This window comes from Providencia sp. NPDC089933 (assembly GCF_049545585.1).
GTDB classification, from domain to species: domain Bacteria; phylum Pseudomonadota; class Gammaproteobacteria; order Enterobacterales; family Enterobacteriaceae; genus Providencia; species Providencia huashanensis.
Map to the genome: position 1 here is coordinate 165,367 of NZ_JBMWDT010000001.1, position 17,992 is coordinate 183,358.

Consider the following 17,992-nt stretch of genomic DNA (forward strand, 5'->3'; position numbering starts at 1 on the left):
CGAATGTTCAGATTCAGGAGTCGCTTTATTTCCATTGAGGGCCATCATGATTGATAAATTAAATGCCACGTTTGCTTTTCAGCAGCAGGCGTTATCAATACGCGAAGCAAGGCAGACTGTTTTGGCTTCAAACATCGCAAATGCGGATACTCCGGGCTATCAAGCACGTGATATTGACTTTAATCGTCAACTTCAACAAGCAATGGACAAAGGTGTCGTTGGTTCAAAGGGCGTCACCCTTGCCGTGACAGCTAAAGGCCATATCGAAGGACGAGGCATTAAAGCGCCAAATTTAGACTTGAAATACCGTGTTCCTTATCAGACATCGATGGATGGTAATACGGTAGATATGGATATTGAACGTAGTCAATTCGCTGATAATACCCTGAAATATCAGGCTGATCTCACATTTATTAATAGCCGCGTTAAAAGTATGTTGGCTGTTCTACAGCAAGGGTAATAAGCATGGCGTTACTGAGTATTTTTGATATTTCTGCTTCTGCATTAACAGCGCAGTCTCAGCGTTTAAATGTCAGTGCAAGCAACATGGCAAACGCTGAAAGCGTCGCAGGACCGGACGGGCAGCCGTATCGTGCAAAGCAAGTGGTCTTTCAAATGGCACCACAAGGGCGCAATGAAGTGGGTGGTGTGCGTGTGAGTGAACTCATTGAAGACCCCGCACCGCCGCGTATGGAATATAAGCCTGGCCATCCACTGGCTGATGAAAAAGGTTATGTGCAAATGCCAAATGTCGACATGGTCGGGGAGATGATCAACACCATTTCGGCTTCTCGGAGTTATCAAGCCAACCTTGAAGTGATGAATACGGCAAAAACGTTATTGCAAAAGACATTAACAATAGGCCAGTAAGGGAGGTTTGTAATGGGAATTGCCGCCACAATGTACGACTCTTTGGATAATACTACAGCCGGTCCAGAGCCGGCTGCCAGTAATGTGCCAAAGAAAAGTCAAAGTGATGATATGCGTGACACATTTTTAAAGATGATTGTCACACAGATGCAAAACCAAGACCCTACTAACCCTATGGAAAATACCGACTTGACCAGTCAATTGGCACAAATCGCAACGCTTGAGAGTATGAATAAGTTAAGTGATAGCGTTAGTGGTATTTCCCAACAAATCGGTTCAGGGCAATCATTACAAGCCACTCAGCTTGTTGGCAAAGGTGTTCTTATTCCTCGCAACGAAATTATTTTAGCGCCACTTAAAAAAGAGAGCACTGGCGAAGATAGTTCAATCATTAAACCTTCAAATCCATTACCGGATGAGGGGATTAGCCCTGATAGTCCTTCAAACTTTGCACTGAGTGATAAAAGTGTGATGGGTGATGAAGGTGGCAGCGAAGAACCACAGTCCGAATTTATCTCATCTCCGTTTGGTTTCTTTTTGCCGAAATTGGCAGATAACGTTGAAATTACTATTCGCGATAAAAACAGAATGGTGGTACGCACCATTACTTATGATACCGAAGTCAAACCCGATATTTATGATATGGCTTGGGATGGTCGCGACAACAAAGGAAACCTAGTGGCAGATACAAAAGGGAAATATTACTTTGATGTGAAAGCCGTCAGAGCCGGAGCCGAAGTTGAAGTCACAAAACTAGGTTATACCCGCGTCAACGGCGTGACCCCAGGTTCTGACGCACCATTATTAGATGTTGGTATTGGGCAAAGTGTCCCCCTGAGCAGCATCTTCAAAGTTTATCCTTCATCTTAATTTATCCCCAATACTCATGGAGAAAATATGTCTTTTTCACAAGCAGTCAGTGGCTTAAATGCAGCATCAGCGGGGCTGGATTCAATTGGTAATAATATTTCCAACTCCGCGACCAATGGTTTTAAAGGGGCGACAACCTCTTTTGCCGATATGTTCGCAGGATCAGGCGTTGGTCTGGGTGTTAATGTTGCAGCAGTAACACAAAATTTTAAAGATGGCCCTATCACACGTACGGATAGACCAACGGATGTCGCTATTTCTGGCAATGGTTTTTTCCGTGTGCAAGACAAAAATGGCGATATTTACTATAGCCGTGATGGCCAGTTTTTACGTGATAAAAGCGGTAACTTAGTGAACAACCAAGGCATGATCGTCACAGGTTATCCGGCAGGTGTTGATGAGGACGGTAATGTCACTATTCAAAGTGGTGGTGTTCCTGCGGGAATTAACATTCCAACCGATATGATGGATGCTAAAAAATCAGACTTAGCCAAACTGACAGTTAACCTTAATTCAGAAGATAAAGTTAAAGATAAAAAGTTTGATATAACAAAACCTGATGATTCAGCAACTTATAATTTCAGTACCACAATGACTGCATTTGATAGTCAAGGTAATACTCACGAAATTTCAGTGTATTTTGTCAAAGAGTCTGACAATAACTGGACGGCTTATGCAAAAGATACTAACGACACAGAAGCTAAAAAATTAGGTGAATTAGAGTTTGACGGTAACGGCAAGCTAAAAGACGCTGATAAAGCCACATTTGCCTTTGCTTATAACGGGTTAAATGGGGCGGATAATGGAACGTTAAATGTCGATCTGAGTAAAACTCGCCAACAGAAAGTCAGTGAATCCTCGGTCAGTGCTATTGATGTAGATGGCTTTCCTGCCGGTGAATACACCACGTTTAAAATTGAAGATAACGGTTTAATTACTGCGAATTATTCTAACCAACAAAAACGTGTGGTAGGGCAAGTTGCGCTGTCTGCTTTTGCTAACCCGAATGGTTTAGTTTCTCAAGGTGGTAACGTTTGGGCTTCTTCAAATGCTTCAGGTAACCCAATGGATGGTGTCCCGGGTGTAGGGCAATACGGCAAATTAACCAGTGGTGCGCTGGAGTCTTCTAACGTGGACATGAGCCAAGAGTTGATCAGTATGATTGTGATGCAGCGTAATTATCAATCCAATGCGCAGACCATCAAAACGCAAGATCAAATGTTACAAACATTGGTTAATTTACGATAAACCGAGAGGGTGGGCATGGATCACGTCATTTATACTGCCATGGGTGGGGCGCGTCATGCGCTTGAAAACCAAGCGATTGTTTCAAATAACATTGCTAATGTGTCAACGGCGGGCTTTAAAGCACAACTATCGGCAATGCGTGCTGTGCCCATTAACGGGGACAGCGAACCAACAAGGACACTGGTCGTTGCCTCAACACCCGGTGCAGATATGAGCCAAGGGCCACTGAACTATACAGGCAAGTCAACAGATGTGGCGTTAAATGACAAGCACTTTTTGGCTGTTGAACTTGCCGATGGCAGCGAAGCCTACACGCGTAACGGTAATATTCAGGTTTCGAGTGAAGGCGAGTTAATGATTGGCGAGCGTCGTTTACAAGGGGATGGTGGTCCTATTAATGTTCCGCCGAATGCAGAATTAACTATCGGCACAGACGGCACAGTGACAGCGCTATTGGCGACCGACCCCCCAACGATGCTAGGGCAGATTGGCCGTTTAAAAGTGGTTGAAGCACAGCCACAAGACCTACTTCGTGGGGAAGATGGGTTATTTCATTTATCACCTCAAGGCCAAGCGGCTAATGGCAATGTGCTTCCACAAAGTGAGCGCGCTATCGTTACCGCTGGTGTGATTGAGGGAAGTAACGTTAATGCTGCTGAAGCCATGGTTTCCATGATTGCCAATGCAAGGCATTTTGAAATGCAAATGAAAGTAGTCCGTAGTGCTGATGAAAATGCACAACGGGCAAACCAATTGCTTGCCGTCAGCTAAATTCAGTAAGGAATTATTATGATCCGTTCATTATGGATTGCAAAAACAGGGCTTGATGCTCAACAAACCAACCTTGATGTTATTTCTAATAACTTGGCAAACGTCAGTACTAATGGTTTTAAACGCCAACGTGCCGTTTTTGAAGATTTAATGTATCAAAATATTCGCCAACCTGGCGCGATGAGCTCTGAGCAAACATCGTTACCGTCAGGGTTACAAATGGGCACGGGGGCTCGTCCCGTTGCCACAATGCGAGTTCACGCACAAGGTGCGTTAAACAAAACGGGTAATACCAACGATATCGCTATTCGAGGCCAAGGTTTCTTGCATGTACAAATGCCAGATGGTACCGACGCCTATACCCGCGATGGGGCATTGCAGCCCAACCAAGATGGCCAGCTTGTAACCTCAAGCGGTTACCAAATTGTCCCTGCGATTATGATCCCTGATAACGCAAACAGCATGTCAATTGCACGTGATGGTACGGTTTCTATCACCGTTTATGGTGATAATCAGCCGCAACAGATTGGTCAAATCACCTTAACTACTTTCATCAATGATGCAGGTTTAGAAAGTATGGGTGAAAACCTGTATATGGAAACGGCAAGTTCAGGTGCCCCTAATGAAAGTGCTCCGGGAACGAATGGTGCAGGGTTGATTTATCAAAATATGCTAGAGACATCTAACGTCAATGTTGCCGAAGAGTTAGTGAATATGATCCAAACTCAACGTGCTTATGAAATTAATAGTAAGGCAGTATCCGCATCTGACCAGATGCTACAGCGTTTAACTCAGCTGTAATTGGTTTATTGAGCGGGAAAGACACAGAAAGGTAACTTGCAATCACGATGGTGAGTTACCTATGAGAGGGATCTCTTCGTGATGGTAGAACGTACACTGCGGCAAAAGAGTAGCATGATGATTGAAAGCAGCACGATTTCTCAACAGCAAAAAATAGCGTTGCAAACGCCTTTAATCGCAACCAAACAGGTGGGATTAGTCATTGCTTTGGTTTTGATTACCAGTGGCTGCGCACACATAAAATCACGTCCGTTAGTGGACACACAGACAACGGCAATTCCAAGTGCACCGACGGCACCTGCACCGAATGGCTCAATATTTCAAAGTGCTCAGCCGGCGTATTATGGCTATCAGCCCCTATTTGAAGATAGGCGCCCTCGTAATGTTGGCGATATTTTGACTATCAATCTGCAAGAAAATGTCAGTGCTAGCAAAAACTCGTCTGCAAATGCGAATCGCACTGGGAAAACTGGTTTCTTGGCTGCGATACTGCCCGGCTTTATGCAAGGCTGGATTGGCGGTAAGAATACCGAACTCGATATTAAAGGTAATAGTGACTTTAGTGGTAAGGGCGGAGCGAATGCCAATAACACCTTTAAAGGGACGATTACCGTGACGGTAGACCAATTACTGGCGAACGGTAACTTACATGTCGTCGGTGAGAAGCGTATTGCCATTAACCAAGGGACGGAGTCGATCCGCTTCTCTGGCGTGGTTAACCCACGGACCATTGGGTCAGATAACCATGTAAGCTCCACACAGGTGGCGGATGCACGTATTGAATATGTGGGTGATGGTTACATCAATGAATCGCAAAACATGGGCTGGCTGCAACGCTTTTTCTTAAATGTTTCGCCTTATTAATTGAACATAAGAGAGAATAGCCGAGAGAACTCAATGAAAAACAAAGTATTAATTTTGCTATCGCTATTTTGCTGTTTTGTATTTGCAGCGCACAGTGAACGTATTAAAGATTTAACCACGGTTCAAGGGGTACGTGATAACGCATTAATCGGTTATGGACTTGTTGTCGGGCTCGATGGCACGGGTGACCAAACCATGCAAACCCCATTTACAACCCAAAGTTTAAATAACATGTTGTCGCAAATGGGGATTACGGTCCCCCCCGGTACTAACATGCAATTGAAAAATGTGGCAGCGGTGATGGTAACCGCAAAATTACCACCTTTTTCGCGTACTGGTCAGTCTGTGGATATCGTTGTTTCTTCAATGGGGAATGCAAAAAGCTTGCGGGGTGGAACATTATTGATGACGCCACTGAAAGGTGTTGATGGGCAAGTCTATGCCATGGCGCAAGGAAATATTCTGGTTGGTGGAGCTGGCGCAAGCGGTGGTGGTAGCAGCATTAAAGTGAATCAACTTAATGGTGGACGCATTACTGGCGGGGCAACGATTGAGCGTGAACTACCAAGTAACTTTGGGCAAAGTGGCGCAATTAACCTGCAATTAAACGAAGATAGCTTCACATTAGCGCAAGATATTGCAGATGCAATAAACCGTATGGGGGGAGTCGGTTCAGCTTCCGCGTTGGACTCGCGTACGGTTCAATTATTAGTTCCGGCTAACAACCGTGACCAAGTACGCTTTTTGTCTCGGGTACAGGAACTTAACGTGCGGACACCAATGGCAGAAGCAAAAGTGATCCTCAATTCACGGACCGGTTCAGTTGTCATTAACCGCAGTGTGACACTCGAAAGCTGTGCGGTGGCTCATGGTAGTTTAGCGGTTACCGTTGAAAGACAAACACAAGTCAGCCAACCTGATACCCCATTTGCAGGTGGGCAAACGGTCGTAACCCGTAACACCAATGTCGGTATACGCGACCAAGGTGGTTCATTGCAAAAAGTGAATGCGAGTGTGCAATTAAACCAAGTTATTCAGGCTTTAAATACTTTAGGTGCGACGCCAAACGATTTGATGTCAATATTGCAAGCTATGGAAAGTGCAGGTTGCTTGCGTGCAAAATTGGAGATCATCTAATGAGTGATATGCAGCTATTGCAAGGTGCCGCGTTTGATTTACAGTCGCTAGGCCAGCTAAAAGGCGAACTGAATAAAAACCCAGAGCAAGGGCTGCGCCAAGTCACGCAGCAACTTGAGGCAACATTTGTCCAAATGATGCTAAAAAGTATGCGTGACGCATTACCCCAAGATGGTTTATTTTCCAGCGACCAAACACGTATGCTCACCAGCATGTATGACCAGCAAATCGCCCAAGATCTTTCACAAAAAGGCTTAGGTTTTGGTGAGATGATGTACCAACAGTTAACGCGCGAGCAAATAGAGCCTAATGTAGCGCTCAGCAATAGCATGTTACCGCTCGATGAAAAAGCCATCCAAACATTGCCACCATTTAATATGCAGCAGATGATGCGCCATTTTTCGCCTATGGGGGATACGCTTTCAGCACCATTTCAAAAAATCAAAGCGTTATCGCTTAACAGCAGTAATTTTATTCGTCGCTTAATTGAACCAGCAAAGGCTGCAAGTCAAAACAGTGGTATTTCACACTTTCTCGTCTTAGCGCAGGCGGCATTAGAAAGTGGTTGGGGACAGAGGGAAATTTTGAAAAGTGACGGTAAAACCAGCCATAACTTATTTGGTATTAAAGCTGGGAAAAACTGGCAGGGACCCGTCACTAATATCATGACAACCGAAGTCATTAATGGCAAAACAATAAAAATGCGCGATGACTTCCGAGTCTATGGTTCATACGAAGAAGCGATTGCTGATTATATCAGTCTATTAACCGAAAACCCGCGCTATAAAGATGTGAAAAAAGCGCCGACGCCTGAAATTGCTGCGCGTCGCTTACATCAAGCCGGTTACGCCACTGACCCAAGTTATTCAGACAAACTGATCACCTTGATTAACCAAATTCGCGGTCATCAACCGACAGCAAATACCTCGGCATCAAGGGCAGTGCAAGCCTATACCATAGACTTAAACGATATTTTTTAAAAACACGGAATTAATGCGAGTTTGGCCTAAACAATTACGCTGAATTTCCGATAACCAAATATGCTGTAAATAATTTGAGTTGCTTATCACTTTGATTGTGTCAGCCAATTAAAGGGGTCAGCATCTAGAACAGGAAAAGCTTATGCTGAACAATGTAATGAATAATGCGCTCAGTGGTGTGAACGCTGCACAAGGCGGGTTAAGTGTGATTTCTAACAACTTAGCGAACGCAGGTGTAGGTTATTATCACCGCCAAAGTGCTGTTTTCGGGGAGAATCCCGGTACGATGACACCTAATGGCTATTTTGGTAACGGCACTTATTTCAGCCATGTTCGCCGTGAGTTTGATGAATTTATCAATGCACAGTACAGCCAATCACGCGCTCGCAGCGGTGATTATGAGGCGTACGTTAAAAACTGTAATAAAGTCGATGATTTGCTTACTAATGATATTGAAGATATCTCCAGTAATATCGGTAGTTTTTTCACTTCATTAGATGCAGCAACCAGTGACGCCAGTGATAAAACATTGATTGACGTTTTCTTGGGCAATTCAAATGCGTTGGTAAGTCAATTTAAAGACGCTGATCGCCGTTTACAAGAAATGGAGCGGGATATTAATCACCAAATCGAAAATAAGGTGAAAGATATCAATACATATGCGGAAAAAATTGCTGGTCTAAACCAGCAGATCTCCCGTGTACGTTCAGTCAGCGGTTCTGAACCTAATGATTTATTGGATGTGCGTGATCGCTTAGTAAATGAAGTTAACTCGTTAGTTGGGGTTAAGGTCATTGAACAAAACGGCAACTATAATGTGACGTTTGCCAATGGTTTACCGCTGGTGACTGGCGAAAAAGCTAACCGTTTAGAAGCAGTCCCTTCATCAAAAGACGATAGCCGTTTTAGTATCGGTTTTGTGGGAGCAAATGGCCAAGCGCGTGAAATCCCAGATGGGTCATTTCGTGGGGGAGAGCTAAGCGGTATTTTGCGTTCTCGTCAGGAAGTGATTGACCCGGCTTATCAAAAACTCAATAAATTAGCATTAGTTTTTGCAACGAAATTCAATGAAGTTCATAGCAAAGGCTATGATGCCAATGGTAATACGGGTAAAGACTTTTTTGAGATTGGTAAAGGCAGCGTTGTTAGCAATACCCATAATAGTGGTAAAGCGGATTTCGATTTGAGCTATAGCGATGTCTCTAAGGTGACAGGCAATAACTATGAAATGCGTTTTGATGGTAGCGAATGGAATGTCACTCGTTTACCTGAAGGCACTAAAATTTCGGTAGATGATTCAACCGCAGGCACACTGAAATTTGATGGTATAGAAGTCAAAATAAGCAATAGCCAAGGCATGACAAAAGGTGATTCTTTCCTTGTTAAGCCTGTGAGCGGTGTTATCAACGGTATGCAAACATTGATTAGTGATGCATCGGGCTTTGCTGCCGCGGGGAGTAAAGATAGTGGCCCAGGTGATAATGAAAATATTAAAGAGCTGGTTAAATTACAAGACCAAAAACTGATTGATGGCGGCTCGACCTTCTCTGATTTCTACGCAACCTTAGTCAATGATGTCGGTAGTAAAACTAAACAAGCCCAAATTGATTCGGAAACACAAAATAAAATGACTGAGAGCTTTTATGCCCAAGAGCAGGCTATCTCAGGCGTGAATATGAATGAAGAAAGTATTCAAATGCAGAAGATCCAGCAGTTTTTTAATGCGAATGCGCAAGTATTAAAAACGGTGGATGATTTGTTTAATGCGTTGATGCGTGCATTCTAAGTTTTAGCAATATAATAAGGGTTTAGCGATGCGTTTAAGTACAAATATGATTTATCACCAACGCCTGCAAGACATGAATAATGCTCAGGCGCGTTGGATGGATGCAGGTAGCCAATTAGCCTCGGGTAAGCGCGTGAGTAAACCGTCTGATGACCCTCAAGCCTCATCACAAGCGGTGCGAATTAGCCAATCAGAAAACCGTAACCAGCAATATGTCGCAAGCCGTGGGTTTGCAAAAACGGGCATGACATTGCAGATGAGTATTTTGACTCAAATGACGGATGTGACCACACAAATTGATACCACTATCATTCAAGCTTCTAACCAAGGTGCTTTAAGTGATAAAGACCGTCATTCACTGGCAGAACAGTTAACAGGTTTAAAAGAACAACTGGTGGGATTAGGTAATACAACGGATGGTAATGGCCGTTATATTTTTGCTGGTTTTAAATCGGATAAGCCCCCGTTTGAAATTGACGCTGATGGTAATGTGTTGTACCACGGCGGCGATAAACCAATTATGCAAAATGTCGCTAGTGACCGAGAAATGACCACCTATTTTACGGGTGCGCAAGTTTTTGAGACGGGCAGCGATAATGTTGTTAATGTTTTCAAAGCGTTGAATGCAGGTATTGATGCGCTGAAAATTCCACAACAAGATGCGCCTCAAGCTGATTTAGACCGCGCTCAAGCAGGGATGGATGAAGCTAACCGTGGAATTAAAGCAGCGCTTGACCAAATTTCTAATATTGAAGCGAAACAAGGCTTACAACTGCAAGAAATTGATAAATTAGATTTCTTGGCAGATACCCGTTCGATTCAAAATGCAGCTCGTAAAAGTGAGCTGCTTGAGACCAACTGGACGGGTACTACGACGGATTACTATAAAGAAAAGGCGATGTTTGATGCATCCCAAAGTATTTTTAAAGATTTAAACAGTATGTCACTTTTTGGTAACCGTTAATAAATTAAAGGTTTAATTTTACTCACCGCGCTTTGGAGTGATTCGAGCGCGGTTTTTTTATTTTGAGGTACCTATATTTACGCACTATTTTTGTTTAGTGCATATTGCATAAATCCCGATTTGTTTTACCCTAGTTTAACCTTTATTTTTTGCTATTTAAAAAATTAATTATTAAACAATAAGTTAGAATGCCCTCCCAAAACAAAGGTATTTTGGCGTTTATAAAACTAGTACATTGTTTTTCTTTGTTTTATCTTATTTAACTAATAGTTCACTGCCATACAGGCAGCTTAGAAAAAAATTTTTCGGAAAAAACAGTTCAAAAAAAGGTTCACTGCCATACAGGCAGCTTAGAAAGTGCCACTACCGCCAGTGGTAACCGCCCAACTGTTCACTGCCATACAGGCAGCTTAGAAATATTGATGCTTAAATACTAACACCCCCATTTAGTTCACTGCCATACAGGCAGCTTAGAAAGCTGAAAAACATCAAAGTCAATTCGTCAATCCGTTCACTGCCATACAGGCAGCTTAGAAAGTTAAACTTATTGGCGGCGGGTTTTCGTTGTTGTTCACTGCCATACAGGCAGCTTAGAAAAAAACTAGTAAATCCATGAGTAGTGAAACCCGGTTCACTGCCATACAGGCAGCTTAGAAAGGCACGTTAGAAATCGACTTATGCCAGCCTTGGTTCACTGCCATACAGGCAGCTTAGAAATGACAAATCTAAAATTTTCAATGTCAACAATAGTTCACTGCCATACAGGCAGCTTAGAAAATCATCGAAAACGAACTCTGAACCTTTTAAGTGTTCACTGCCATACAGGCAGCTTAGAAAATTTGATGGCCGTATTGTTGAGCCCGATGAGGGTTCACTGCCATACAGGCAGCTTAGAAATAATGTTTTAGCTACTACAGACTGAGACTTAGGTTCACTGCCATACAGGCAGCTTAGAAAATCTATCACTATTGGTGATTCACTGATTGCATGTTCACTGCCATACAGGCAGCTTAGAAATCATGCTGATGAATGGGATCAGGATGTTCTCTGTTCACTGCCGTATAGGCAGCTTAGAAAGCACCAACACCAGAACCTAAATAACAATCGCTGTTCACTGCCGTATAGGCAGTTTAGAGAAGAATATTAAAGAATAGATATCTAGATTCTCTAATTGGTGAAAAAAATAAATATGAGTTAAAACTAGTTTTTGTGTAATGAGTAGCCACACCACTCTTCCTTAAGTTAAATTTAATATCAAATATAATACGTATCTATCATTCGATAGCTTAGAAATGAAATATAGAACGGGTATTATATTACTGCCACAAAGGCAGATTTTGATTAGAGATAAATACCTGAAAAATAGATCGGATAACCAGATAATAATAGGGATAACTAGGAGGGGTTATGAGCTTTGAGTTTGAAATAAATTGTTATTGGTTTTCAATCATCATTCGATTTTATAAATAATTTTATAAACCTGCATTTAATTAAAAAATACAAACATCACGACTCAAATAAACAAATTAAACATCAATGACAATTGCTCAAAAGCTTGGTGGATAAGGCGTTCAGTATATCGGGGAAGGATGGAGATAATTACCCCTAACATACTGATACCTATAGTTAAGGTGAGGGGGAAACCTACCACAAATACGGACAGTTGTGGGGTCATACGGTTTAGGATACCGAGCGCAAGGTTGAGAATTAAAAACAATGTAATAAAAGGCAGCGCTAACATTAACCCATTAATAAATAAGGTATTGGCAAATTGAACAAATACCCAAAAACCGTCTCTATTCAGTGGGGCTGTTTGAATGGGGATCAATTCAAATGAATTGACGATAATATAAATTAACCATAAATGGCCATCGAAGGCGAGAAACAATAAAATAGTAATCACATTGAAGATGCGCCCTAAAATAGGCATATTGGGCCCACCGGTTGGGTCAAAAAAGGTCGCGAAAGATAACCCCATTTGCAAACCAATGACTTCTCCTGCATGGCGAACCGCGGCAAAGGCGATTTGCATGGTTAAACCCATCGCCACACCAATCACAATCTGTTGCACAATGACCCATAACCCCATTGCAGAAAATAGGGGAATATTTACCACGGGAAGTTGCGGGGAAACAATCAACACGACAAAAAAAGCAAGGGCAACTCGAACCTTGGTAATGGCTTGTTTTTCATTAAAAAAGGGCGCTGTTCCGAGCAGCGCCAAAAGGCGTATGAAAGGGTAAAAACCTTGGCTCAACCAGAGCGTGAGCGTTTCACTGGTAATGGTTAACATTGTTAGCCAATAATAAAGGGTAAATTACTAAGCAACGTTCGCATATAGTCGGTTAGTAGGTTGAGCATCCAAGGCCCCGCAATGATGATCACTGAAATGACTGACAAAATTTTAGGGATAAAAGATAAGGTCATTTCGTTAACCTGTGTTGCGGCTTGCAGTAAGCTAATAATCAACCCTGCGGCTAGTGCCGCCAGTAATAATGGAGCCGCTAGCATTAAGGCAATTTTCATTGCTTCAGTGCCCATTGCCATGACAGATTCAGGTGTCATCGTTACTCCTAATTAAAAAAGCTTTGCGATAATGAACCAAGTAATAATTGCCAGCCATCGACTAATACAAACAGCATTAATTTAAAGGGAAGTGAAACGGTTGCCGGTGGAACCATCATCATCCCTAAGGCCATTAAGACGCTAGCAACAACCAAGTCTATGATTAAAAATGGAATAAAAATGGTAAAGCCGATTTGGAATGCCGTTTTTAATTCACTGGTGATAAATGCGGGAACGAGGATCCGTAAAGGAACATCCTTCGCCTCTTGAATCTCCCCCACTTTGGCAATACGAGCAAAAAGCGCTAAATCGGATTCGCGAGTTTGCCCTAACATAAAGGTCCTTAACGGGGCAGTCCCTTTTTCTAGTGCGACTTCAAGGCTGATTTTATCTTCGCTAAAGGGTTGGTATGCTTCACGATAAACTTGGTCGGCAACGGGGGACATAACGAAAAAGGTCAAAAACAACGCTAAACCTAATAATACTTGGTTTGGTGGTGCAGAGGGTGTCCCTAAGGCATTTCGTAATAAACCGAGAACAATAATGATGCGTGTAAAACTGGTCATCATTAAGAGTAAGGCGGGTATAAAGCCTAACAGGGTTAAAAATAGTAAGGTTTGAACGGGTAATGACCAAGTTTGGCCTCCATCGGCTAAACTATGGCTGATAACGGCAGGGAGTGCTGCTGATGCAGAACTTGGCAATGCAAATAGAAGCACAGCAATCATCAGTAGGGATTTACGTGGTAACATGTGTGCTTCCAATTACTTATACAAAGGTGTTACTGATGCCGCATGATCCGCCGCATCTTGTTTTTTCTTTAATACGGATTGGAACGTAAGGGGCTCAATAACTGAAGATACAGTGGTTTTATTTTGTGCAGGGTATTGATGTAACAGGCTAATATTTTGAGCTGTCACACCTAATACTAAACACTCATTATTGACTTCAACCACGACAACCCGTTCTTTATTGCCTAATGAACAACTGCTTGTCACTTTCACAATTTGCTCTTTCCCCATTTTCTTCGGGGCAAAACCCAATTTTTTAACCAACCAAGCGCCAATCAGAATCAATAAAATAATGACCCCCAATGAGCCTGAAATTTGCGTTAAGCTATTACTATGGTCGATAGCTGGCGCATTCAATTCACTGGAAGGAACGCTAGTTGACAAAAAAGGCACGGATGCTGGTGCCTGTTCAGCTTGGTTGGTTATTGCCATTTTCAGTGACTCATATTGTCTATTAACGGCTTAAGCGGCGCATACGTTCGGATGGCGTAATGATATCTGTAATGCGAATACCATAATTATCTGAAACGACGACGACTTCCCCTTGAGCGATTAAATAACCGTTAATTAAAATGTCTAATGGCTCGCCAGCTAAACCATCGAGAGAAACGACAGAGCCTTGAGACAAACTGAGTAATTTTTTGATGGTCATTTTAGTACGCCCTAGCTCAACGGATAGGCGAACTGGGATATCCATAATCATATCGATGTCGGACAACTGATTTAATGGATTCTGCCCATCAAGGTTATCAAAAGCCTGTGCACCAGCTGAGGCGGATTCCGCTTTTTTTTGCTGTTCCAGCGCTTCAGCCCATAGGTCTTCACTAGCGTGATTGGTTGATGCATCAGGAGAGTTCTTCGCCTCACTCATTGGTACTTTCCTCATCTAGAGTGTTTAAAACAGGGTTAATCAAATGTTCTACACGCAACGCATATTGGCCATTTTGAGTTCCGTATTGACTGGTTAGTACAGGAACGCCATCAACATTGACAATGAGGCGGTCAGGCTTCTCAATAGGGAGCACATCCCCTTTTTGCAGTTGCAGTAAGCGAGAAATTCGCATTGGAATGTCAACAAAATTGGCAACCAATTCAAGTTCAGAACGTTTTACTTGTGTGACGAGATTTGTCACCCAAGTTTCATTTTCTTGGTGCCCTTGTTCCATTGGTGGGTTAATTAAACGCTCACGCAATGGTTCAATCATGGCAATGGGAATACAAATACTAAATTCACCAACCGTATTGCCTATCTCAACTAAAAATGGCGTGGTTACCACAATGTCATTTGGTGATGTGGTGATATTAGTAAATTTAACTTGGATTTCGGAGCGTACATACTCCACTTCTATATCCGCTATTGGTCTCCAAGCATCGCGATAAGCCCCTAATGCTAACTTCAACATTCGGTTAATAATCCGTTGCTCAGTATTGGTAAATTCTTTACCTTCCTGACGAACAGGAAAACGACCGTCTCCCCCAAATAGATTATCAACCGCGATATAAACGAGAGCAGGCTCAAAGGTAAAGAGCGCAGTGCCCCGCAATGGTGGCATGTGAATTAAATTTAGGTTGGTTGGTACTGGTAAGTTACGAGCAAACTCGTGATAAGGTTCAATTTTAATTCCGCCCACCGTGATATCCGGACTACGGCGTAACATATTGAATAACCCCATACGGAATTGGCGCGCAAAACGTTCGTTAATGATTTCAAGAGACTGCATTCGCTCCCTGATGACCCGACGTTGCGTATTTGGGTCGTAAGGGCGAATATTATCTTTTCCTTGATTCTCTGGCACCGGCGTATCGTTTGAAGGCGCATCATCATTAAGAAGCGCATCAATTTCAGCCTGAGATAAAATATTATCGCTCATGAATATTACCGCAGAATAAAAGTAGTAAATAACACATCAGAAATATCCTGATCGGTATCCCCCGGGATCAGGGTAGGGGTGAGTGTTTGCTTAATGTCTTTCATTAGCTGCAACTTGCCTTCATGAACTTCAATATTTTTTGATTTTTGTTCTGATAGTAATAGTAGTAAGCGACTACGTACTTCAGGGAGATATTCATGAAGTTGTTTACGAGATTTTTCATTTGCAAGTCGCAAGGTTATATGAATATAGAGCACACGATCAGGGCCATTATCAGCACCGGCTAAATTCACGGTAAATGGCTCTAACTCCATAAAAATGGGTTGTGGCATGTTCGGACGTTTTTCTTCTTCACTAGCCGTTTGAGTGTTTTGCTGTGTCGTCCACCAGGTGTAACCACCAAAACCAGCCCCTGCTAAGGCAATAAGGGCAAGCAGAATGATCAACCCTTTATGAGAACTTTTTGATTCTTTGCGTGACGACATGTTAGCTGAATTCCTGTTTCTTGGATGCTAAACCCAAATGGGTTTTTTACTTTATGATCTCTAGCATTATCGCTTGATTGCTAAGAGTTAAAGGAGTGAAAAACGAAACAAAAAGGCGGTAACTCGGCGCTTTAGCTAGGAAATTACCGCATTTCGTTTACTTATTATGCAAAAGTGTTAATCCCACCTTGCCTAGATACCGACTTTTGAGCGGCAACAGAAGCATTCGCTTCACTGATACCAACGGCACCGGCCGTTGCATGAGTAGCTTGAATATGGCCATCATGTTGATGCGTGTTGTGCTGTTGATTATCTGATGAGTTACCCAAGTTATCTTGCCCCACAGAGCCTTGAGCTAAGTGAATGCCACTTTCTTGTAGCGCATTACGTAATACAGGCATCATGGACTCCATCGCGGCGCGAACATGGCTGTGAGGCGAAACAAAGTGCATGACGGCTTGGTTATCTTCAATGCGTAAATGCACATTGAGTGAGCCTAACTCTTCAGGATGTAAGCGAATTTGCGCCTGAGAAACACCTTGTCGGGAGAAAAATAACATGTGTTGGCTTAACTGTTGTTGCCAAGCTTCGCTGCCTAATTGGCTAGTGAGATGCAAGGTTGGCGCTGCGGTCGGAGCGTTCATTGCAGCGGCTTGTGCGGCAGAGGTTGTTGGCATCATGCTAATTGGTTGAGTTGATGTCTGGTGTGTTGTGGCCGTGGTAAAGGCACTCGTTTCGCTTTGTGTGACAAAAGCACCTTTCCCGTTTGAACCAAGCATATCAGTCGAAAAAGTGGGTAGGCCAGACTGCGGCTCTTTATCGCTCACTTTTTTATTTAATGGCATAAAATCCGCTGTCAGGTTTTTACTACGAACGTCACGTTGATTATCTAAAGGTAAAAGGGGCTGGTCGCGACGCTCATCCTTTTCGTTTTTAATAAACGTCGTTATTGCCGGTTTATCTTCTTGTTCATCAAGCACTAATTGGCTCTTATCTAGCAGTTTGTCACTAGTTAGTGTGATATCTTCAAGGTCACCATTTAGTTGCTGCATCTTTTGGTTAAACGTGCCTAACTTAGGGAGCGACTCAGCGGCAAGTTGCCCATTAGCTGATGGATGTATTTGACTAGAAAGCGATAACTTTAAATTATTGAGCCAAGGTTGTTCGCTTGAATTCTCCCCGACTAACAGCTCAAATTGTAGAGCGGTTTGTACGCCGTCACCTCTAAGATTGCGGGTGAAATTAAGCTGCTCAAGGGTGTTCTCACCATGAGTGGGTGTTTTGCTTGCCGGGGACGCGCTTGTTTTATCTGAAACCGCTAACTTATCGGCGACAATTTCTTTATTCAGCGCTTGTTCATCAACGGCCGTGTTTACAGCCGTATTTTTGGGCGCGGGTTGTTGGTTATCAAGTAGCGCTTGAAATGGTAATGCGGGAGCTTGGTTTTCGTCATCCTTGGGGCCATTTTGCTGTTCATTAGCACTTTTTATGGTCTTTGCTGGCGGTGCAACAGGTACGATAGTCGCGTTGATGTCCATTTATTGTGGTCTCCGTAAAGTCGCTCGTTGGGCAAATTCATCCATTTGTTTTTGCTCTATACGATTTTGACGTTGATGTTCGGTGTGTTCAGCGCGTTGTATCAAAGTATCAAACGCATTGACCCGTTGTTGTTTTTCTTGCCAATGACGATTAGCCTCATCCACTTTTTGTTCCCACAAATTAAGTTGTTGCTGCTGTTGTTCAATGGTTAGCTCTAACGTGACGAGAAATTGCTGGTAATTTTGCCATTTATCGGAGGCCATTCCGCTGTGCAATGTCTGGTTTAATGTTTGCCGATATTCGGTTTGATAATTCTCCAGCATGGTTAATTGTTGCGCCATTTGTGTATGAGTTTGGCGTACTTGCGCTAACACCTTTGCTGCCTCTTCGGAGGCTTCTACGGCTAAACTGAGTAATGTCGTTAAGGCATTGTTATTGGCCATTTATCCC

General features: G+C 42.9%; 20 protein-coding genes and 1 CRISPR repeat array. Of the genes, 11 read left to right on the forward strand and 9 right to left on the reverse strand.

The features are described 5' to 3' along the window. Positions 1 to 46: 46 nt before the first annotated feature. The 11 genes from flgB to flgL all read left to right on the forward strand — a co-directional run bounded on the left by flgB (position 47) and on the right by flgL (position 10,291). Complete coding sequence (flgB, locus tag ACPEH5_RS00840; protein WP_042844268.1) at positions 47 to 460, forward strand: flagellar basal body rod protein FlgB; 414 nt, start codon at positions 47 to 49, stop codon at positions 458 to 460. 5 nt (positions 461 to 465) lie between these two features. Continuing rightward, entirely contained in the window at positions 466 to 870 is a 405-nt protein-coding gene (gene flgC / locus ACPEH5_RS00845; RefSeq protein ID WP_042844266.1) for a flagellar basal body rod protein FlgC, read from the forward strand. A 12-nt stretch (positions 871 to 882) separates the two neighbouring features. Next, entirely contained in the window at positions 883 to 1,740 is an 858-nt protein-coding gene (locus ACPEH5_RS00850; RefSeq protein WP_048606788.1) for a flagellar hook assembly protein FlgD, read from the forward strand. A 27-nt stretch (positions 1,741 to 1,767) separates the two neighbouring features. Continuing rightward, positions 1,768 to 2,988 (forward strand): flagellar hook protein FlgE, encoded by a 1,221-nt coding sequence (flgE, locus tag ACPEH5_RS00855; protein WP_048606790.1) that lies wholly within the window; start codon positions 1,768 to 1,770, stop codon positions 2,986 to 2,988. 15 nt (positions 2,989 to 3,003) lie between these two features. Next, entirely contained in the window at positions 3,004 to 3,759 is a 756-nt protein-coding gene (locus ACPEH5_RS00860; protein ID WP_166686866.1) for a flagellar basal body rod protein FlgF, read from the forward strand. An 18-nt stretch (positions 3,760 to 3,777) separates the two neighbouring features. After that, positions 3,778 to 4,560 carry a flagellar basal-body rod protein FlgG gene (gene flgG / locus ACPEH5_RS00865; RefSeq protein ID WP_042844262.1) on the forward strand — a complete coding sequence of 261 codons (783 nt, stop codon included), beginning with the start codon at positions 3,778 to 3,780 and terminating at the stop codon, positions 4,558 to 4,560. Positions 4,561 to 4,641: 81 nt separating this feature from the next. Further along, complete coding sequence (locus ACPEH5_RS00870; protein WP_208292487.1) at positions 4,642 to 5,424, forward strand: flagellar basal body L-ring protein FlgH; 783 nt, start codon at positions 4,642 to 4,644, stop codon at positions 5,422 to 5,424. A gap of 33 nt (positions 5,425 to 5,457) precedes the next feature. Continuing rightward, a complete protein-coding gene (locus tag ACPEH5_RS00875) occupies positions 5,458 to 6,561 on the forward strand; it encodes a flagellar basal body P-ring protein FlgI (RefSeq protein WP_281111175.1) in 1,104 nt (367 codons plus the stop codon). Further along, positions 6,561 to 7,541, forward strand: coding sequence for a flagellar assembly peptidoglycan hydrolase FlgJ (flgJ, locus tag ACPEH5_RS00880; protein ID WP_042844260.1), 981 nt, complete (start codon positions 6,561 to 6,563; stop codon positions 7,539 to 7,541). The genes ACPEH5_RS00875 and flgJ overlap by 1 nt, the downstream gene beginning before the upstream one ends. Before the next feature lie 142 nt (positions 7,542 to 7,683). Continuing rightward, positions 7,684 to 9,327 (forward strand): flagellar hook-associated protein FlgK, encoded by a 1,644-nt coding sequence (gene flgK / locus ACPEH5_RS00885; RefSeq protein ID WP_166686867.1) that lies wholly within the window; start codon positions 7,684 to 7,686, stop codon positions 9,325 to 9,327. Positions 9,328 to 9,355: 28 nt separating this feature from the next. Beyond that, positions 9,356 to 10,291, forward strand: coding sequence for a flagellar hook-associated protein FlgL (gene flgL / locus ACPEH5_RS00890; RefSeq protein WP_042844258.1), 936 nt, complete (start codon positions 9,356 to 9,358; stop codon positions 10,289 to 10,291). A 269-nt stretch (positions 10,292 to 10,560) separates the two neighbouring features. Next, a CRISPR array of direct repeats spans positions 10,561 to 11,428; the repeat unit is 28 nt; unit sequence GTTCACTGCCATACAGGCAGCTTAGAAA. A 376-nt stretch (positions 11,429 to 11,804) separates the two neighbouring features. Here the strand turns inward: flgL and fliR are convergent. From fliR to fliJ, 9 genes are all read right to left on the reverse strand, one after another. After that, positions 11,805 to 12,584 carry a flagellar biosynthetic protein FliR gene (fliR, locus tag ACPEH5_RS00895; protein WP_042844251.1) on the reverse strand — a complete coding sequence of 260 codons (780 nt, stop codon included), beginning with the start codon at positions 12,582 to 12,584 and terminating at the stop codon, positions 11,805 to 11,807. A 2-nt stretch (positions 12,585 to 12,586) separates the two neighbouring features. Beyond that, complete coding sequence (gene fliQ / locus ACPEH5_RS00900; protein ID WP_042844250.1) at positions 12,587 to 12,856, reverse strand: flagellar biosynthesis protein FliQ; 270 nt, start codon at positions 12,854 to 12,856, stop codon at positions 12,587 to 12,589. An 8-nt stretch (positions 12,857 to 12,864) separates the two neighbouring features. Beyond that, positions 12,865 to 13,584 carry a flagellar type III secretion system pore protein FliP gene (gene fliP, locus ACPEH5_RS00905; protein ID WP_173424801.1) on the reverse strand — a complete coding sequence of 240 codons (720 nt, stop codon included), beginning with the start codon at positions 13,582 to 13,584 and terminating at the stop codon, positions 12,865 to 12,867. Positions 13,585 to 13,620: 36 nt separating this feature from the next. Then, complete coding sequence (gene fliO / locus ACPEH5_RS00910) at positions 13,621 to 14,079, reverse strand: flagellar biosynthetic protein FliO (protein WP_129465773.1); 459 nt, start codon at positions 14,077 to 14,079, stop codon at positions 13,621 to 13,623. 22 nt (positions 14,080 to 14,101) lie between these two features. Next, positions 14,102 to 14,518, reverse strand: coding sequence for a flagellar motor switch protein FliN (gene fliN, locus ACPEH5_RS00915; RefSeq protein ID WP_042844248.1), 417 nt, complete (start codon positions 14,516 to 14,518; stop codon positions 14,102 to 14,104). Beyond that, on the reverse strand, positions 14,511 to 15,518 hold the full coding sequence (gene fliM / locus ACPEH5_RS00920; RefSeq protein ID WP_042844246.1) for a flagellar motor switch protein FliM: 1,008 nt from the start codon (positions 15,516 to 15,518) through the stop codon (positions 14,511 to 14,513). Before fliM ends, fliN begins: the two co-directional genes overlap by 8 nt. A gap of 5 nt (positions 15,519 to 15,523) precedes the next feature. Further along, entirely contained in the window at positions 15,524 to 16,003 is a 480-nt protein-coding gene (gene fliL, locus ACPEH5_RS00925) for a flagellar basal body-associated protein FliL (RefSeq protein WP_042844245.1), read from the reverse strand. A gap of 164 nt (positions 16,004 to 16,167) precedes the next feature. Further along, positions 16,168 to 17,541: a flagellar hook-length control protein FliK gene (locus ACPEH5_RS00930; RefSeq protein ID WP_281111176.1), complete on the reverse strand. Its 1,374-nt coding sequence runs from the start codon at positions 17,539 to 17,541 to the stop codon at positions 16,168 to 16,170. Continuing rightward, a complete protein-coding gene (gene fliJ, locus ACPEH5_RS00935; RefSeq protein ID WP_042844242.1) occupies positions 17,542 to 17,985 on the reverse strand; it encodes a flagellar export protein FliJ in 444 nt (147 codons plus the stop codon). Between the last annotated feature and the right edge of the window lie 7 nt (positions 17,986 to 17,992).